Source organism: Pseudomonas sp. 1912-s, from assembly GCF_029269205.1.
In the GTDB taxonomy this organism is placed as follows: domain Bacteria; phylum Pseudomonadota; class Gammaproteobacteria; order Pseudomonadales; family Pseudomonadaceae; genus Aquipseudomonas.
Map to the genome: position 1 here is coordinate 107259 of NZ_JARIXR010000018.1, position 17546 is coordinate 124804.

Sequence of the window (17546 nt, forward strand, 5' to 3'; positions counted from 1 at the left end):
AGCAAGCCCCAGGGTTCAAGTGCAGCCTGTCAGCTGGCGGTGGCCAGCAGCAGGTCCTGCACCGAACGGCTCTTGCCACGGTTGCGGTCGTGTTCGTACAGCGACGCGGCAATCTCGTCGGCACGGATCGGCAGGATCGACAGCAACGTATCGCTCAAGCCATGGCTGGCCTGGCTGAAACCCTGCATGTAGATGCCGGCCTTGCAGCGCTCGTCGGTGACGATGCGGTAGTCGCGGCTGACTTCGAAGTCGCCCATGTAGTCCGCCAACGGTGCCAGCAACTGGCGATGCATCTGGCGTTCATACCCGGTGGCCAGCACCACGGCGTCGTAGTGGTTGAGGCTGGTTTCGCCGGTGGCGTTGTTGCGCAATGCCAACTCGACGCCCAGCGGCCCGGCCGTGGCTTTTTCCACGGTGGTCAGGGTGCGGAACGCATGACGGGCAATGCCGGAGACTTTCTGGCGGTAGAAGATCCCGTAGATGCGCTCGATCAGGTCCAGGTCCACCACCGAATAGTTGGTGTTGTGGTACTCGTTGACCAGCCGCTCGCGCTCACTGCCGTTCTGCTGGAACACCAGGTCGGTGAATTCCGGCGAGAACACTTCGTTGACGAACGGGCTGTCGTCCGCAGGCTTGAGGGCCGAGCCGCGCAGGATCATGTCGACCTGCACCGACGGGAAGCTGTCGTTCAGATCAATGAAGGCCTCAGCCGCACTCTGGCCGCCGCCGATGATCGCGATGCGCATCGGCTTGCCGTCCACACATGGCTGCTTGGCCATGCGCTCCAGATACTGGGAATGATGGAACACCCGCCCGTCCTCCTTGAGCCCCTTGAAAGACTCGGGAATACGCGGCGTGCCACCGGCGCTGACCACCACCGAACGGGTGGTACGCACGTGTTGCTCACCCTGGCCATCCCGGGAAATCACCCGCAGCGCCTCGACCTGCTGCTGATGCAGGATCGGTTCGATGGCCAGCACTTCCTCACCATAACGGCTCTGCGCCTGGAACTGCCCGGAGACCCAGCGCAGGTAGTCGTTGTACTCCATGCGGCACGGATAAAAGGTGCCCAGGTTGATGAAATCCACCAGGCGGCCATGGGCTTTCAGGTAATTGACGAACGAATACGGACTGGTGGGGTTGCGCAGGGTCACCAGGTCCTTGAGGAAGGAAATCTGCAATTCGCTCTGGGTCACCAGAGTGTTGCCATGCCAGCGGTAGTCGGCCTGCTTGTCGAGAAACAGCACGTCCAGCTTGCCCTGGGCTTTCTCGCGTTCCTGCAGGGCGATGGCCAGCGCCAGGTTCGAGGGGCCGAAACCGATACCGATCAGGTCGTGAACGGCGGGCGATGCAATTGCCTGTGTCATTCCAGTGTCCTCTGGATAAGCCCCGTGGCAGTGGGGCGGGAAAGCCTCAGAGACCTGAAGGCACAGCAACAGGTCGTGTGTTGATAGGAGACGAGGACAATGAAATAAAATTTAGCTGGCGCTGGAATCAGTGCGCATCCCACTCACGCATGCGCGCCCGGCAATGCTTCATGGCATTGACGATGTGTTTTTCCACCAGCGCGCGGGAAATGCTCAGGCGCTCGGCGATTTGCAGGTGGGACAGACCATCGATCTTGCGCAGCAGGAAGCTGTCACGGCAGAGCGCCGGCAACTCGGCCAGCGCGCGCTCGAGCATCTCCAGGCGCTGGCCGTGATCCAGGCTGTGGTGGGGCGAGTAAAGCGAAAAACGTTCTTCGCTGTCGAGTACTTCCAGGGGCTCATCCTGGCGCAGGGCATTGCGCCGATGACTGTCGATCACCAGGTTCAGCGCCGTGCGATAGAGAAACGCCCGGGGCTGCTCGATTGGAACTTCACTGGCGCGCCCCAGTACCCGCACGTAAGCGTCATGCACCACATCTTCGGCCACCTGACGGTTGCCCAGCTTGGCGTTAAGGAAACACACCAGCTCGCGATAGTAGTTTTCCAACATGACTCCCGACCGCGTGGAGGCGGCATTAGGTCCTTTGAGTACGACGATGACGGCCAAATCGGTGACGCAGCTCGATGATGGCAGTTTGCGGTACGTGTAATTTATAGTAATTCTCATCTAGTTTTAAACAAGACTTACGTCGTCATGCAATTATTTTGTCCGCCCACACCTGTAACCACATATGTAATGGCCTAAATCCCGGAGCAATTTCCTCGTCTACCTGTCAGCTTCCCGCTCCTGCGGCCCGATTTTTCCTGGCTGGAACTCTGCATGAAACGTCCTCGACCTGCCCGACGCGCCCTGCTTGTGGTTGCGTGCCTGATCCCGGTTATCGCTGTCGCTGCCTGGCAGATCCTGCCACCAGGCCGGGACAAGCTGGCGACCGTCACCGTAACGCGTGGCGATATCGAAAGTAGCGTCACCGCCCTGGGCACCTTGCAACCGCGCCGTTATGTCGACGTGGGCGCCCAGGCGTCGGGGCAAATCCAGAAGATCCACGTTGAAGCCGGCGACCAGGTCAATGAAGGCCAGTTGCTGGTGGAGATCGACCCTTCCACGCAAAAAGCCAAACTCGATGCCAGCCGCTATGCCATCGAGAACCTGCAGGCCCAGTTGCAGGAGCAACGGGCGCAGCACGAACTCGCCCGCCAGAAGTACCAGCGCCAGCAGCGCCTGGTCGCCGGCAACGCCACCCGCGAGGAAGACGTGCAAACCGCCAAGGCCGAGCTGAGTGCCACTCAGGCCCGGGTCGAGATGTTCCAGGCGCAGATTCGCCAGGCCAAGGCGAGCCTGCGCAGTGATGAGGTAGAGCTGGGCTACACGCGCATCTATGCGCCAATGAGCGGCACCGTGGTCGCCGTTGACGCCCGCGAGGGCCAGACCCTCAACGCCCAGCAACAAACCCCGCTGATTCTGAGGATCGCCAAACTGTCGCCGATGACCGTATGGGCCGAAGTCTCGGAGGCCGATATCGGCCACGTCAAACCCGGCATGACCGCCTATTTCACTACGCTGAGCGGCGGTGCACGGCGCTGGTCCAGTACCGTAAGGCAAATCCTGCCGATCCCGCCCAAACCGCTCAATGAAACCAGCCAGGGCGGCGGCAGCCCGAGCAGCGCCAGCAAAAGCGGGACCGGGCGAGTGGTGCTGTACACGGTGTTGCTGGATGTCGACAACACCGACAACGCGCTGATGGCCGAAATGACCACCCAGGTGTTCTTCGTCGCCGGCCAGGCCAAGGACACCCTGACCGCGCCGGTCGCCGCCCTGCAAGGCCGCCTCGGCGCCGACAAACAGATCGCCCGCGTCGTGGCGAAGAACGGCAATATTGAACAGCGCGAAATTCGCCTGGGCCTCAGCGACCGTCTGCGGGTCCAGGTACTGGAAGGCTTGAATGAAGGCGATCACCTGCTGATCGGTCCAGCCGATGGCAGCGGGGGTTGAATGTCGACCCCACTGATCGAACTCAAGGGCATCCGCAAATCCTACGGCGGCGGCGATACACCACAGGTTGACGTGCTGCGCGGCATTGACCTGGCGATCCATGCCGGAGAATTCGTGGCGATTGTCGGCGCCTCCGGCTCCGGTAAATCCACGCTGATGAACATCCTCGGCTGCCTCGACCGCCCCACCGAGGGCGACTACCTGTTCGCCGGGGAAAACGTCGCCCGACTGGACAGCGACGAACTCGCCTGGCTGCGTCGCGAAGCCTTTGGTTTTGTATTTCAGGGCTATCACCTGATCCCTTCCGGCTCCGCCCAGGAAAACGTCGAAATGCCGGCCATCTATGCCGGCATCAGCGCCGCAGAACGCCATGCCCGGGCCAAAGCCCTGCTGACGCGCCTGGGCCTCGCCGAGCGCACCGGCAACCGCCCGCACCAGCTTTCCGGCGGCCAGCAACAGCGGGTATCGATTGCCCGTGCGCTGATGAACGGCGGGCACATCATCCTCGCCGACGAACCCACCGGCGCCCTCGACAGTCACAGCGGCGCCGAGGTCATGATCCTGCTGGACGAACTGGCCAGCCAGGGCCATGTCGTGATCCTGATCACCCACGACCGCGAAGTCGCGGCGCGGGCCAATCGCATCATCGAGATCCGTGACGGGCTCATCATCAGTGACTCTGCCGACACCAGCGACAGCGCTCCCGTGGCCATCTCGGGCGCGTTGCAAGCCGTGGACCTGCGCCAGCGCCTGGCCGACGGCGCCGAGCACAACGGCGCCTGGAAAGCCGAGCTGCTGGATGCCGTGCAAGCTGCGTGGCGAGTGATGTGGATCAACCGTTTTCGCACCGCACTGACGTTGCTGGGGATCATCATCGGCGTGGCGTCGGTGGTGGTGATGCTGGCGGTGGGCGAAGGCAGCAAGCGCCAGGTGATGGCGCAGATGGGCGCTTTCGGCTCCAATATCCTCTATGTCAGCGGGTCGGCACCCAACCCGCGCACACCACCCGGCGTGATCACCCTCAACGACGTGGCCGCCCTCGCGGCCCTGCCTCAGGTCAAGCGCATCATGCCGGTGAATGGCGCAGAGGCCGGCGTTCGCTTTGGCAACGTCGACCACATGGCGTATGTCGGCGGCAATGACACCAACTTCCCGGCCATTTTCAACTGGCCAGTGGTCGAGGGGAGTTACTTCACCGAGGCAGACGAGCGCGCTGGAGCCACGGTGGCAGTGATCGGCAAACGGGTACGCGACAAGCTGTTCAAGGATGTGGCCGACCCGATCGGGCAATACATCCTGATCGAAAACGTTCCATTCCAGGTGGTCGGTGTGCTCGCCGAAAAAGGCGCCAGCTCCGGCGACAAAGACAGCGACGACCGTATCGCCATCCCCTACTCTGCCGCCAGCGTGCGCTTGTTCGGCAGCTATAACCCCGAATACGTAGTGATTGCCGCCGCCGACGCGCGCAACGTGCACGACGCCGAACAGGCTATCAATCAGTTGTTGCTGCGCCTGCACAACGGCAAGCACGACTTTGAACTGACCAACAATGCCGCGATGATCCAGGCCGAGGCACGCACCCAGAATACCTTGTCACTGATGCTCGGCTCGATTGCCGCGATCTCGTTGCTGGTAGGCGGTATCGGGGTGATGAATATCATGCTGATGACCGTCCGCGAACGCACCCGGGAAATCGGCATTCGCATGGCCACCGGCGCACGACAGCGGGACATCCTGCGCCAGTTCCTCACTGAAGCGGTGATGCTCTCGGTGGTCGGCGGCGTCACCGGCATTGGCCTCGCCCTGCTGGTGGGCGGTGTGCTGATCCTCAGCAACGTGGCCGTCGCGTTCTCGATTCCGGCCGCCGTGGGGGCCTTCTTCTGCGCCCTCGTCACCGGCGTTATCTTCGGTTTCATGCCGGCCCGCAAAGCCGCCCGACTTGACCCGGTCAAGGCCCTTACCAGTGAATGATCGCCCTATGAAAGTGCCCCTGACCCTCCTCGCCGCCAGCCTGCTGCTGGCCGCCTGCAGCACCCCCGCACCGCGTCCCGACGCAGGCATGCAAACACCGCTCGCCTGGCACAGCGCACGCGACGCAACGGCGCTGCAGGCCAACCAGCAATGGTGGACACGCTTTGACAGCCCCCAGCTCAACCAATTGATCGAACAGGCCCGCAGCGGCAGTTACGACTTGGCCAGCGCCATGGCCCGGGTGCGCCAGGCCCAGGCCAGCGCCGTAATTGCTGGAGCACCGTTGCTGCCTGAACTCACCGGCGCGTTCAATGCGAACCGCCAGAAACTGCTGCGGGGCAAGGGCTACAGCCAGCTGGATGCCACCAGCAGTAACAAGGCCGTGGATTACTTTGATGCGCGCCTGAGCGCCACTTACGAAATCGATTTCTGGGGTGGCAAACGCGCCGCCCGGGACAGCGCCGTGGAAGAGGTGCGCGCCAGCGAATTCGACCAGGCCACCGTTGAACTGACCCTGCTCAGCGGTGTTGCGACCAGCTATACCCAGTGGCTGTCATTGCGTGAGCAACTGCGCATCGCCCAACTCAACCTGGACAACGCCCAAAACGTGTTGAAGCTGGTGCAGACGCGCCACGATGCAGGCTCCGCCACCGCCCTGGAACTGGCGCAGCAAAAAAGCCTCGTGGCCGCACAACAACGCCAACTGCCGCTGGCACAGCAACAGACCGACGAGGCCTTGATCAGCCTCGCGGCATTGCTGGGCACACCGGTGCAGGACCTGCACCTGGCCCCGCAACCCTTTGCCCAATTGAACTGGCCGAGCATCGCCGCGGGTGTTCCCAGCCAACTGCTCAGCCGCCGGCCCGACATCGCCAGCGCCGAGGCCCGGCTGGCAGCAGCCCAGGCAGACGTCACCGTGGCCCGGGCAGCCATGCTGCCCACCATCACCCTCAGTGCCGACCTTGGCTCGGGCGCCGACAAGCTCGGCGACGTATTACGCAGCCCGTTCTACAACCTCACTTCCGGGCTGGTCGCACCGATCTTCAACAACGGCCGCCTGAGCGCCGAACGGGACAAGGCCCGCGCACGCCAGGATGAGCTGCTGCAGACTTACCGGGGCGCCATCATCAATGGCTTTGCCGATGTGGAAAAAGCCCTGAGCAGCATTCGCGGGCTGGATGCACAGCGCCAGTGGCAGAGCGTGGAACTGAGTGAGGCGCAGACCGCCTTCGAGATTGCGCAGAGCCGATATGAAGCCGGGGCGGAGGACCTGCTGACGGTGCTGGAGACGCAGCGTACGTTATATGCGGCGCAGGATTTGAATGTGCAATTGCGCCGGTCGCGGCTGAACGCAAGCATTGCGTTGTATAAGGCGCTGGGTGGCGGATGGCAGGTGCCAGGCACGATCAACTGAATCAAAGCCGGGCTTGCCCGGCTACCACCGTTGAGCGGCGCCCTTTAGAGCACCCGTTCCTTGACCTTCAAGTGCCGCGCATACCAGGGACGCTTCGGCACCTTGCGAAACAGCTCGGCCAGCTTGTCCTCATCCGCCCCGAAGGTAATCCGCAGCGCCAGCTTCATGGTTTCCGGGTCCATCTCCATCGACTTGCCCATCTGCAAACCCGGCACAGTGCTGCAACCGTGGGTGTCCGGCCCCAACCACGGGTCGTCCACCTCCACCCAGCGCCCCGGCGCAAACCACGGCACGCCGTTGACCTCCAGCCGGCTCACTTCACCCGGATGAAAACGCTCGTGAGCCCGGAACCAATCCTCGACCCGATCATCAATCCACCCATGAAAGTGCCAGAACACCGGGTTCACGTGGGATGAAAACGGATCACCGAGAAAGTCGTTCTGCGCCGTGTACCAGCGCGCAGCGAAGTCCGCAGGGTCACGGGCAAACGGTACGGGTGCGCCGTTGGACGGATCCCGCGGCACCGACGCCCAGCGCATGTGCAACCAGTCATGCAGGCCCAGTTCGACTTCTGAACCGAACTGCCCCAACGTCAACTTGGCCAGGTAGCGCGGGTCGCGGTACTGCGACTCCCAGACTTCAAAGTTGCTGTGGTAGGTCTCGGCCGCCTTGATATCGCTGACCCACTGGGTGTATTCGGCATCGTCACTGGCCATCCAGGTCGGCGGCAGCGCGAAGCCGTCGTGGTTGTCGAAATACCGGATAAACCCTTGCCGGTCACGCTCAAGTGCAGGCTGCGGCTGGGGAAAGTACGGCCACGAGGGCAAGTCCTGCATGGACCGCGCAGTGCCCAGCATATGCCGGTGCATGAAAAAGAAATCGATGCCCGAGCCATTGCGATCCTTGTGCGGACCACGGGCGTCGCGCTCCTTGTCCCGTGGCCCGGGTTGCCAGCCAATCCCGCGCAGGGCGTTGCGCTTGTCTTCGGAGAGTTTGTGCCACTGATCACGGGAGGCGTGCCAGAGCTGGTGAAACAGGCGATGTTCGGGAGCAATCAACCAGGCCAGCAACGTCGGGTGCAGGCCGATACGCTCCCGGGCTTCGGGAAACAGCTGCTTGCTGGCGACAAAATGGTTGTCCAGTTCAAGTAACGCCAGTGGCCTATCCAGGCGCAGGATTTGCCCGCTGAGGGTTCCACCACCGGCATTACCGAACTCGCCCCACACTTCATCAAGGATCATTGTGAGTTCATGGGTCGGCGCGGCGTCCGGCGCATCACGGTCGATCAACCGCACGTACAGTCGAGCGCCATTGCCAGGCGCCAGGTCACCGATCACCCGATAGCGTGGCTCTTCGTCCGAGCGCAGTTGTTCGGCGGTGTCCAGATAGCCCCGCAGGCCACGACCACGGGGAGCGACGTCAAGCAGCAACTCCAGCCCGGTGAGCGGCAAGCCCGCAAGCCCGGCATCCCGCCCCTTGAACCGCAGACTCCAGACACCCCTCAGGCTGTTCGCCAACTGCTGGCCAGCGGTGTCCGCAAGGTCGACCGTGGCCTCGCCCGGCGTGATCGGAAACTCTTCTTCACGCGTCAACTCGCGATGGGCGTAATAGGCCGCAGGCACTACGGCGCCCGTCAGCGCCAAGCCTGCGATGAACCCTCGTCGAGAAATCGTCATTGCTTTACCTGTGTCAGCCATCAAGCAGGCTTTATCCAAGCTAGAACGTTCCCGGCAAGGGGAAATTTACCGCCAATGGCCACCCGCCTAAATTTGTCCCGCCATCACTCGTTCTTCCCTGATAGCAAAGGCCTCAACTGACTGAGATGGCAATGACAAAACCACGTTCGAAAAAGGCGCTGTATCTCGGCCTGCCGCTGGTCCTGGCCATTGGCGCAGGTGCTGGCTTCCTGGTCTGGGATCACTGGTTCAAGGGCAACGCCGGCTACCCGCTGGAGGTCATCAAGCAAGCCGATGAGTTGCAGGACCGCCTGCTGTCGTTCGACAGTCACATCACCGTGATGCTCGACTTCGGCGCCACCGGCAATGAGGCGGACAAGGACGGTGCCGGTCAGTTCGACCTGGCCAAGGCCAGCCGTGGCCGGCTGTCCGGTGCTGCACTGACGATTTTCGGCTGGCCGGAAATGTGGAACGGTCCGAATGCCCCGCACAAGCCCACCGAAGGTTTTGTCGAAGAAGCCCGCCACCAACAGGAAGTCCGCTACAAGATCATCACCGGCATGGTCCGCGATTTTCCCAATCAGGTGGGCATTGCCTATACCCCGGATGACTTCCGGCGCCTGCACGGCGAAGGCAAGTTTGCTGTCTTTATCAGCATGCTCAACGCCTACCCGCTGGGCAACGACCTGAACCAACTGGACCTGTGGACCGCACGCGGCATGCGTATGTTCGGCTTCAGCTACATTGGCAATAACGCCTGGGCCGATTCGTCACGCCCACTGCCGTTTTTCAATGATTCGCCCGATGCCCTCGACGGTCTCTCGGACATTGGCAAACAAGCGGTACACCGCCTCAATGACCTGGGGGTGATCATCGATGTTTCGCAAATGTCGACCAAGGCACTGGAACAAGTCGCCCAACTGAGTCGCACACCGATGATCGCCTCGCACTCGGCACCGCGCGCCTCGGTGGACATCCCGCGTAACCTCAGCGACAAGGAAATGCAACTGATCAAAAACAGCGGCGGCGTGGTCCAGGTCGTCGGTTTCTCGGCTTACCTGCGCCCGCTCAGCCAGCCCACCCAAGACAAGCTCAACGCCCTGCGTGCACGCTTTGATCTACCGCCGCTACCCAACCTGGCCATGGCTTTGATGCCCGGCGATCCGATCATCTCGGCCTGGTCCGAGCAGAAATTCGGCCAGTACGCCAGCGCCCTGTACGCGATTCTCGACGAGGAACCCAAAGCCACACTCAAGGACCTGGGCGACGCCATCGATTACACGGTGCGCAAGATCGGCATCGATCATGTCGGCATCGCTTCAGACTTTAACGAAGGCGGCGGAGTCCAGGGCTGGGAGAACGTCAGCGAGGTACGCAATGTCACCGCCGAACTGATCCAGCGGGGCTACTCCGAAGCCGATATCGCCAAACTGTGGGGCGGTAACTTCCTGCGGGTCTGGGACCAGGTACAAAAAGCCGCCAAGCCCTTGGCCAATCGCTGAACCACCCCCAATGAATGAAGTGAATTCATGACCGACCGCCGTACATTTCTCAAGCAGGCCGGGCTTCTCGCTGCGAGCCTGCCGCTGGGCACTGCCATCATTCCTCAGTCGCTGGCAGGCAATCCGGCGTCACCCGGCGACTCATGGGCAGGCTTTCGCCAGCTGTTCACCCAAGACCCGGACTACCTGCATTTTTCCAATTTCCTGGTGACGTCGCACCCCAAACCGGTGCGCGATGCGATTGACCGCTACCGCGCGCAGATCGACCGCAACCCGGGCCTGGCCATGGATTGGGACCTGCAGGAAACCTGGAAGCGTGAAGGCCAGGTGCGCGAATGGGCCGGCCGCTACCTGAACGCCAAACCTGGCCAGATCGCCCTGACCGGCAGCACGTCCGAAGGCCTGGCGATGATCTATGGCGGAATCCAGGTACGCCCTGACCAGGAGATCCTCACCACCGTCCACGAACATTACGCCACTGAATACAGCCTCGACTTCCGGGTGCGCAAACAAGGCACCCAGGTGCGCAAGATCAAGCTGTTCGAGGACGCCAACCGCGTGTCGGTCGACGAGGTGCTCGGCTCAATCAAGCGCAACATCCGTCCCAACACCCGGGTACTTGGGATGACCTGGGTACAGTCCGGCAGCGGCGTCAAATTGCCGATTGGCGAGATCGGCAAGCTGGTGGATGAACACAACCGCAACCGTGACGACAAGGATCGCATCCTCTACGTGGTCGACGGCGTGCACGGCTTCGGCGTGGAAAACCTCGACTTCCCTGACATGCATTGTGATTTCTTTATCGCTGGCACTCACAAGTGGATGTTCGGCCCACGCGGCACTGGAATCGTGTGTGCCCGATCAGAGCAGAACAGCTACGTGACGCCGATGGTGCCCACCTTCTCCGAAGACAATAACTTCGCCACCATCATGACACCGGGCGGCTATCACGCCTTCGAACATCGCTGGGCGGCAGACGAGGCCTTCAAGCTGCACTTGCAACTGGGCAAGGCGCAGGTGCAGGCGCGCATTCACCAGCTCAACGACGAACTGAAAAGCCAACTGCTGGCCCACTCGCAAATCGAGCTGGTGACGCCGCGCAGCCCCGAGCTGTCGGCCGGCTTTACGTTCTTTCGGGTCAAGGGCCAGGACAGCGGCGAGGTCGCGGCGCACATGATGAAGAACCGCGTGGTGATCGATGCCGTGGACCGCGACGTGGGCCCGGTGGTGCGTACCTCTCCGGGCCTGCTTAACACATCAACCGAGATCCAGCGCTTCATGACCTTGCTCAGCCAACGGTTTTGACGCCCCTTTTTCCTTTTGATCGAGACGCCCCATGAACAGTGACACTCCCGCTCCATCCCGCCTCAAGCCACTGGCCGCCCTGGCCCTGACGATGCTGTGCGGCGCCCTGCTGCCAGGCCTCGCCCAGGCAGCCGCCGCGCCACAGCCGGGCAAGGTATTCAAGGACTGCAAGGACTGCCCGGAGATGGTCGTGCTGCCCGCCGGCACCTTCACCATGGGCACGCCGGAAGATGAAGTCGGCCGCGAGCCCGACGAAGGCCCCATGCACGATGTCACGTTCGCCAAACCCTTCGCCATGAGCCGCTTCCAGGTCACCGCCGGTGAGTGGGACAGCTACGTGCGCCAGACCGGGGTCAAGATCGCCAACGGCGACGAACGCCCGGGCCGCGAATGCATCGCCAGCAAGCCGCGCTACCCCCAGGGCCCGCGCCAGCCTGCGGTGTGCATGGACTTTGACGACGTCAAGAACTACGTCGCCTGGCTGTCGAAAAAAACCGGCCACACCTACCAGATGGTCAGCGAAGCCCAACGCGAATACGCTGCCCGCGCCGGCTCCACCGGACCATTCCCGTTCCCGTTTGACGCGGGCAAGGGCTACAGCATCGCCGAGCACGCCAACACCTACGGCCCGGCGGATGGTTATAGCTACTCATCGCCGGTGGGCAGCTACCCACCCAACGCCTTTGGCATGTACGACATGCACGGCAACGTCTACGAGTGGCTGGCCGACTGCGAACACACCAACTATGTCGGGGCGCCGACCGATGGCAGCGCCTGGGTGGAACCGGGCTGCGAGTCCCGCCAGATTCGTGGCAATGACTGGGGCGAAGCACCGGTGTTTTCCCGCTCGGGCAACCGTAACAATATCTACCCGCAAACCCGCGGTGACTGGATTGGATTTCGGGTTGTGCGCGATCTCTGAGGCCTGCCGCAACCTCCCGCTCCAGCAAGGTCGCCGTCAATCGGCGACCGTCTAAATTAAGCGCGTGACCAGACGTTCTAAAGGGTATCTGCCTATTCCACCCAAGGAACCGTCCCCTCATGACCCAGCCAACGCGCGGCGCCATTCATGAATTGTTTACCCTGCTCAAACCCTTCAGGTTAATCGTCGCCCTTTCCATCCTGCTGGGCATGATCGGCGGCTTGAGCGTGACGGTATTGCTGGCGACCATCAACAATGCCCTGCACGCCGACAGCAGCCCCACCAGCAGTGTGGTGGCCCTGTTTGCCGGCCTGTGCCTGCTGGCTCTGCTCAGCTCGATTTTTTCCGACATCGGCACCAACTTCGTCGGCCAGAACATCATTGCCACGTTGCGCAAGACCCTGGGGGAGAAGGTTCTCGCCGCGCCCATCGATCAGATCGAGCGCTATCGCAGCCACCGACTGATCCCGGTACTGACCCACGACGTCGACACCATCAGCGACTTCGCCTTCGCCTTTGCGCCCCTGGCCATTTCGATGACCGTCACACTGGGCTGCCTGGGCTACCTGGCGCTGCTGTCATGGCCGATGTTCCTGTTGATGCTGGTGGCGATTGCCATCGGCACCGGCGCCCAGTTCATCGCGCAGTCCAGCGGGGTCAAGGGCTTCGAGGCTGCGCGGGAAGCCGAGGACGATTTGCAGCGTCATTACAATGCGATTGCTGATGGCGCCAAGGAACTGCGCATCCATCGCCCACGCCGCCACCGCATGTTTGTGCACGGGATCCAGGCAACCGCCGACTTTATCTGCAAGACGCAGATTCGCTCGATCAACACGTTCGTGATCGCCAAGACCTTCGGCTCCATGTTGTTTTTCATTGTGATCGGCTTGGCGCTGGTGCTGCAAACCGTGTGGCCCAGCCATGACAAGGCCGTAATGAGCGGGTTCGTACTGGTGTTGCTGTACATGAAAGGCCCGCTGGAACATCTGGTAGGCACATTACCGATTGTCAGCCGCGCGAAGATCGCGTTTCGCCGGATCTCGGAACTGTCGGATCAGTTCTCCTCGCCCGAGCCGCACCTGTTGCTCAGTGATACCGAACAGCAAAAGCGCAGCATCCAGAGCATCGAACTGCGGGATGTGTCGTATGCATTCCCTCCGGTTGAAGGCGCGGATCCTTTCCGCCTCGGCCCGGTCAACCTGCAGATCAAGCAAGGCGACATCGTATTTATCGTGGGTGAAAACGGCTGCGGCAAAACCACGCTGATCAAGCTGCTGCTGGGCCTGTATGCACCACAGCAAGGTGACGTCAGCCTCAATGGGCAAGCGGTTACCGCCCAGGGTCGCGATGAATACCGCCAGTTGTTCACCACCATTTTTGCCGATTATTACCTGTTCGATGACGTCGTCCAGGGTGACAGCCACTTGCCACAAGACGCGCAAAAATACCTGCAGCGCCTGGAGATCGCCCACAAGGTCAGCGTGCGTGACGGCAAGTTCACCACCACCGACCTGTCGACCGGCCAGCGCAAGCGACTGGCCCTGGTCAATGCCTGGCTGGAGGAGCGTCCAGTACTGGTGTTCGACGAATGGGCCGCCGACCAGGACCCGACCTTCCGACGGATTTTCTACACCGAGTTGCTGCCCGACCTGAAGCGCCTGGGCAAGACCATCATCGTTATCTCCCACGACGACCGCTACTTCGATGTCGCCGATCAACTGGTACGGCTGGAAGCTGGAAAAGTCGCAATCGAACAGGTTCCGGCCTGATACCTGAAATTAACCGGAAGATTTTTTCCGGTTCTGGTGTGTTGCTGCGTCTCACTTTCATTAATAACAATCATTACCATTAGCATCGCCAACATAAGAGCCCAGCCAATGCCCGCGCCGACAACGTTGACACCCCTTTCAAAAGCCATCTGGATGTGCCACCTGCTCAAGCCCCGACTGGCACCCAGCCTGCTCGGGCTGTTGGTTGCGCTACCGCTGGCGTGTCAGGTACAAGCCCAGGAAATCAGCTTCCAGATTCCCGCCCAGTCCTTGACCAGCGCACTTCAGGCCTTTGGCCAACAAAGCAAATTGCAGGTGCTGTATTCGCCTGACCAGCTCAAGGGCCTGAAAAGCATCGCTGTGCGCGGCTCCATGGAGCCCACCGTGGCGCTGCAGAAGCTGCTGGGGAGCAGCGGCGTGGCGTACGGAATTTCCGGCAACACCATCACTATCACCGGCCGCAGCGAAGGCGGCGCCCTGGAGCTGGGGGCCACCAGCGTTACCGGCCAACAACTGGGTGAGACCACCGAAGGCACCGGCTCCTACACCACCGGTTCCATGAGCACCGCGACCAAACTGGCGACCTCCATGCGCGAGACGCCGCAGTCGGTCACGGTGATCACCCGCCAGCGCATGGATGACCAGAACATGCAGTCCCTGGAGGATATTTCGACTTATACCCCAGGCCTGACCATGCGCAAGACCGGCGGTGAACGCCCGGAGTTCTACTCCCGCGGCTCCGCCATCGACAACATCATGATTGACGGCCTGCCCGTCGCGTATGACAGCGACACCCTCGGCACCTCGACACTGGCGATGTTCGACCGGGTGGAAGTGGTACGCGGTGCATCGGGCCTGATGATCGGTGCCGGCAACCCGTCCGGCACCCTCAACCTGATCCGCAAACGCCCCACTGTCGAGCCGCAAGTGTCGGTCACCCTGGGTGCCGGTTCGTGGGACAACTACCGCACCGAAATCGATGCCAGCAGCGCCCTCAATTCCAGCGGTTCGATCAGGGGCCGCGTGGTCGGTGCCTTCCAGGACAAAGACAGCTTTACCGATGGCTACAGCAGCAAGCGCCAGTTGTTGTACGGCATCACCGAGTTTGACCTGAGCGAAGCCACTACCCTGACCCTTGGAGCGTATTACAACCGTGAGGACAACCCGGGTGCCGATTGGTCAGGCATTCCGACCCGTGCCGATGGCACGTTCCTGCCGATATCCCGTTCGACGCGCATGAGCCCGAACTGGACCTACTGGAACAAGAAAAACACCAGCGCATTTGCCGAAATTGAGCACCGCTTCGACAACGACTGGAAACTGCGCCTGAATACCACGTGGCTGCGAGGCGACCTGGACATGCTGGGCACCAGTTTCTATCGACTGGACTCCAGTGCGGATCAGTTGAACCTGAACGTGGGCCGCTACACCTACCAGCACACGCAAAAAAGCGTCGACGGCTACGTGTCCGGCCCCTTCACCCTGTTTGGTGCGACCCACGAACTGGTGCTCGGTGGCAGTTATCGCAATGATAAAACCGACGATGGCCCCGGCGGTGGTTTCCTCAACGACCCGAACATCGTGCTCGACCCGTCAAACTTCGACTATCACGGCGTAGAGAAACCGGCCATCAACTACAACTGGTCGCGCAAGGGCAAGGTCGATCAATACAGCACCTACGCCACCGTACGCTTCCATCTGCGCGATGACCTGAAACTGATCCTCGGTTCACGCCTGGACTGGTACGAATACGAACAGAACACTATTTCCGGCGAATACACATTCGGCGCCGACTACAAGGCGACGCGGGAATACACTCCCTATGCCGGCCTGATCTACGACATCAACGATACCTACTCGGTGTACACCAGCTGGACCAGAATCTTCCAGCCGCAAGCCAACGTGGACTTCCAGGGCAGCCTGCTGCCGCCGGTCACCGGTACCAACCGTGAAGTCGGGATCAAGGGCGAGTACTTTGACGGCGCGTTGAACGCCAGCCTGGCCTACTTCCAGTTGAACCAGGAAAACCTCGCCCAAGGGCTTGATGCCTGTGCACCGGGTGTTGCTTCCTGCTCCGTGGCCTCCGGCGAGGTGGAAACCAAAGGCGTCGACCTTGAACTGCAAGGCATGCTTGCCCGTGGCTGGCAGGCCTCGGCCGGCTACACCTATGCCGGTGCCAAAAACGTCAAGGGCGGCAGCGGTCGCTTCGACAGCGACACGCCATACAACCTGCTCAAGCTGTCCACCACTTATCAATTGCCGGGCGATCTCGAAAAATGGTCGATCGGCGGTTCATTCCGTAGCCAGAGCAGCACATACACAACCTACGGCGTGTCTCAGGGCGGCTACAGCATCGTCGACCTGATGACCGGCTATAACGTGAACAAAAACCTCAAGGTGCAAGCCAACCTGAACAACGTGTTCGACAAGCACTACTACCAGAGCATCAGTAACCCGGCAGGCGCAAACATCTTCGGCGACCCGCGTAACGTGGCCGTGACCATGAAGTGGAGCATGTAAAACACAGCCCCTGAAACAACAACACCCTGCCACGGCAGGGTGTTGTCAACACAGCAAGACAGCAACCGGGACGCAAGGTCTCAGCGACTGGCCAACCACCGGCCCACCTCAAGGTAAATCCCCTCAACCTCCGCCACCAGGCCCTGCATGCGCAGGAAGTCATGGGTCAGCCCCGGCTGGATTACTGCGGTCACCGGTGTGCCGCTCGCCTCAAGACGCGCGATCCACTCACGCCCCTCATCCAGCAACGGGTCAAATTCGGCCAGCATCACGCAGGCCGGCGCCAGTGCGGGCAACGTCGTACTCAGCAGCGGCGACGCGCGCCAGTCATGGCGGTTACCGGCAGCGCCCATGTAGTGCTGGTAGAACCACTCCAGTGTCTTGGTTTCCAGCAGATATCCCTCTGCATAAGCCCGGTGGGAATCGCGCAGCCGCGTGATATCGGTGACCGGATAAAACAGCAATTGCGCGGCAGGCCGCAAGGCCAGCCGCTGAGGGTCCTGCACGGCGGACATCGCAACAATCATCGCCAGCGTAGCGCCGACACTGTCACCGCTGACGACCACCTGACTGGCATCGAGTTGCAACTGCGACGCCTGCTCGACCAGCCAGTTGGCTGCCGCCAGTGCATCATCCACCGCCGCCGGGAACGGTGCCTCGGGCGCCAGGCGATAAGCCGGGGCCAGCACCGCATAGTCACTGGTGCCCGCCAGGCGTCGGCACACCGAGTCGTGTGAGTCCAGGCTACCGACCACATAGCCGCCGCCGTGGAAGTACAAAATCACCGGCTGCGCTCCGTGGCCGCGTCCAGGCTTGCGATACAGGCGTGCCGGCAGCGGATTGCCGTCGGCGCCGGTAAAGGTCAACGGCTGCACTTCAATAGCGTCAGGAGGGCTGGGGTCGAGAATCAGCGAGGTATTTTCGAATTCGCGACGGGCCTGCGCCACGGACAAATCATGCAGGGGTTGGCTTTTTCCGCTCCAACGGCCCATTTCCACAAGCTCCAGAAACGCAGCCAGGTCGGGGTGCAAGGGCATCATGTTTTCC

The 17546-nt window shown here is 61.7% G+C and carries 12 protein-coding genes; 8 read left to right on the plus strand and 4 right to left on the minus strand.

Annotated features, from left to right (window positions below):
- Positions 1–29: 29 nt before the first annotated feature.
- A complete protein-coding gene (locus tag P3C29_RS21540) occupies positions 30–1367 on the minus strand; it encodes a SidA/IucD/PvdA family monooxygenase (RefSeq protein ID WP_275965388.1) in 1338 nt (445 codons plus the stop codon).
- 127 nt (positions 1368–1494) lie between these two features.
- Entirely contained in the window at positions 1495–2025 is a 531-nt protein-coding gene (locus P3C29_RS21545) for a sigma-70 family RNA polymerase sigma factor (protein WP_275965400.1), read from the minus strand.
- A gap of 222 nt (positions 2026–2247) precedes the next feature.
- Here P3C29_RS21545 and P3C29_RS21550 point away from each other — a divergent pair, with 222 nt between their 5' ends.
- Genes P3C29_RS21550 through P3C29_RS21560 form a run of 3 tightly spaced genes read left to right on the plus strand, consistent with a single transcriptional unit; the run spans position 2248 to position 6805 of the window.
- Positions 2248–3420, plus strand: coding sequence for an efflux RND transporter periplasmic adaptor subunit (locus tag P3C29_RS21550; protein ID WP_275965389.1), 1173 nt, complete (start codon positions 2248–2250; stop codon positions 3418–3420).
- Complete coding sequence (locus P3C29_RS21555; RefSeq protein WP_275965390.1) at positions 3421–5391, plus strand: MacB family efflux pump subunit; 1971 nt, start codon at positions 3421–3423, stop codon at positions 5389–5391.
- Positions 5392–5398: 7 nt separating this feature from the next.
- Positions 5399–6805 carry an efflux transporter outer membrane subunit gene (locus P3C29_RS21560; RefSeq protein ID WP_275965391.1) on the plus strand — a complete coding sequence of 469 codons (1407 nt, stop codon included), beginning with the start codon at positions 5399–5401 and terminating at the stop codon, positions 6803–6805.
- 44 nt (positions 6806–6849) lie between these two features.
- Here P3C29_RS21560 and P3C29_RS21565 read toward each other — a convergent pair whose 3' ends face one another.
- Positions 6850–8481, minus strand: a complete 1632-nt coding sequence (locus tag P3C29_RS21565) for a PvdJ/PvdD/PvdP-like protein (protein ID WP_275965392.1) — start codon at positions 8479–8481, stop codon at positions 6850–6852.
- A 152-nt stretch (positions 8482–8633) separates the two neighbouring features.
- Between P3C29_RS21565 and pvdM the strand changes: the two genes are divergently transcribed.
- The 5 genes from pvdM (at position 8634) to P3C29_RS21590 (ending at position 16499) form a co-directional block, all read left to right on the plus strand.
- Positions 8634–9983, plus strand: coding sequence for a pyoverdine-tailoring dipeptidase-like protein PvdM (gene pvdM, locus P3C29_RS21570; RefSeq protein ID WP_275965393.1), 1350 nt, complete (start codon positions 8634–8636; stop codon positions 9981–9983).
- 27 nt (positions 9984–10010) lie between these two features.
- The gene (locus tag P3C29_RS21575) at positions 10011–11288 is read left to right on the plus strand and encodes an aminotransferase class V-fold PLP-dependent enzyme (protein ID WP_275965394.1); all 1278 of its coding nucleotides are present in this window, start codon (positions 10011–10013) and stop codon (positions 11286–11288) included.
- A 31-nt stretch (positions 11289–11319) separates the two neighbouring features.
- On the plus strand, positions 11320–12210 hold the full coding sequence (locus P3C29_RS21580; RefSeq protein WP_177009571.1) for a formylglycine-generating enzyme family protein: 891 nt from the start codon (positions 11320–11322) through the stop codon (positions 12208–12210).
- 119 nt (positions 12211–12329) lie between these two features.
- Positions 12330–13979, plus strand: coding sequence for a cyclic peptide export ABC transporter (locus P3C29_RS21585; protein WP_275965395.1), 1650 nt, complete (start codon positions 12330–12332; stop codon positions 13977–13979).
- 108 nt (positions 13980–14087) lie between these two features.
- The gene (locus tag P3C29_RS21590; protein ID WP_275965396.1) at positions 14088–16499 is read left to right on the plus strand and encodes a TonB-dependent siderophore receptor; all 2412 of its coding nucleotides are present in this window, start codon (positions 14088–14090) and stop codon (positions 16497–16499) included.
- Between the two features lie 80 nt (positions 16500–16579).
- On the opposite strand, the gene P3C29_RS21595 is transcribed toward P3C29_RS21590, so the two are convergent.
- Positions 16580–17536, minus strand: a complete 957-nt coding sequence (locus P3C29_RS21595) for an alpha/beta hydrolase (RefSeq protein ID WP_275965397.1) — start codon at positions 17534–17536, stop codon at positions 16580–16582.
- Positions 17537–17546 lie beyond the last annotated feature (10 nt).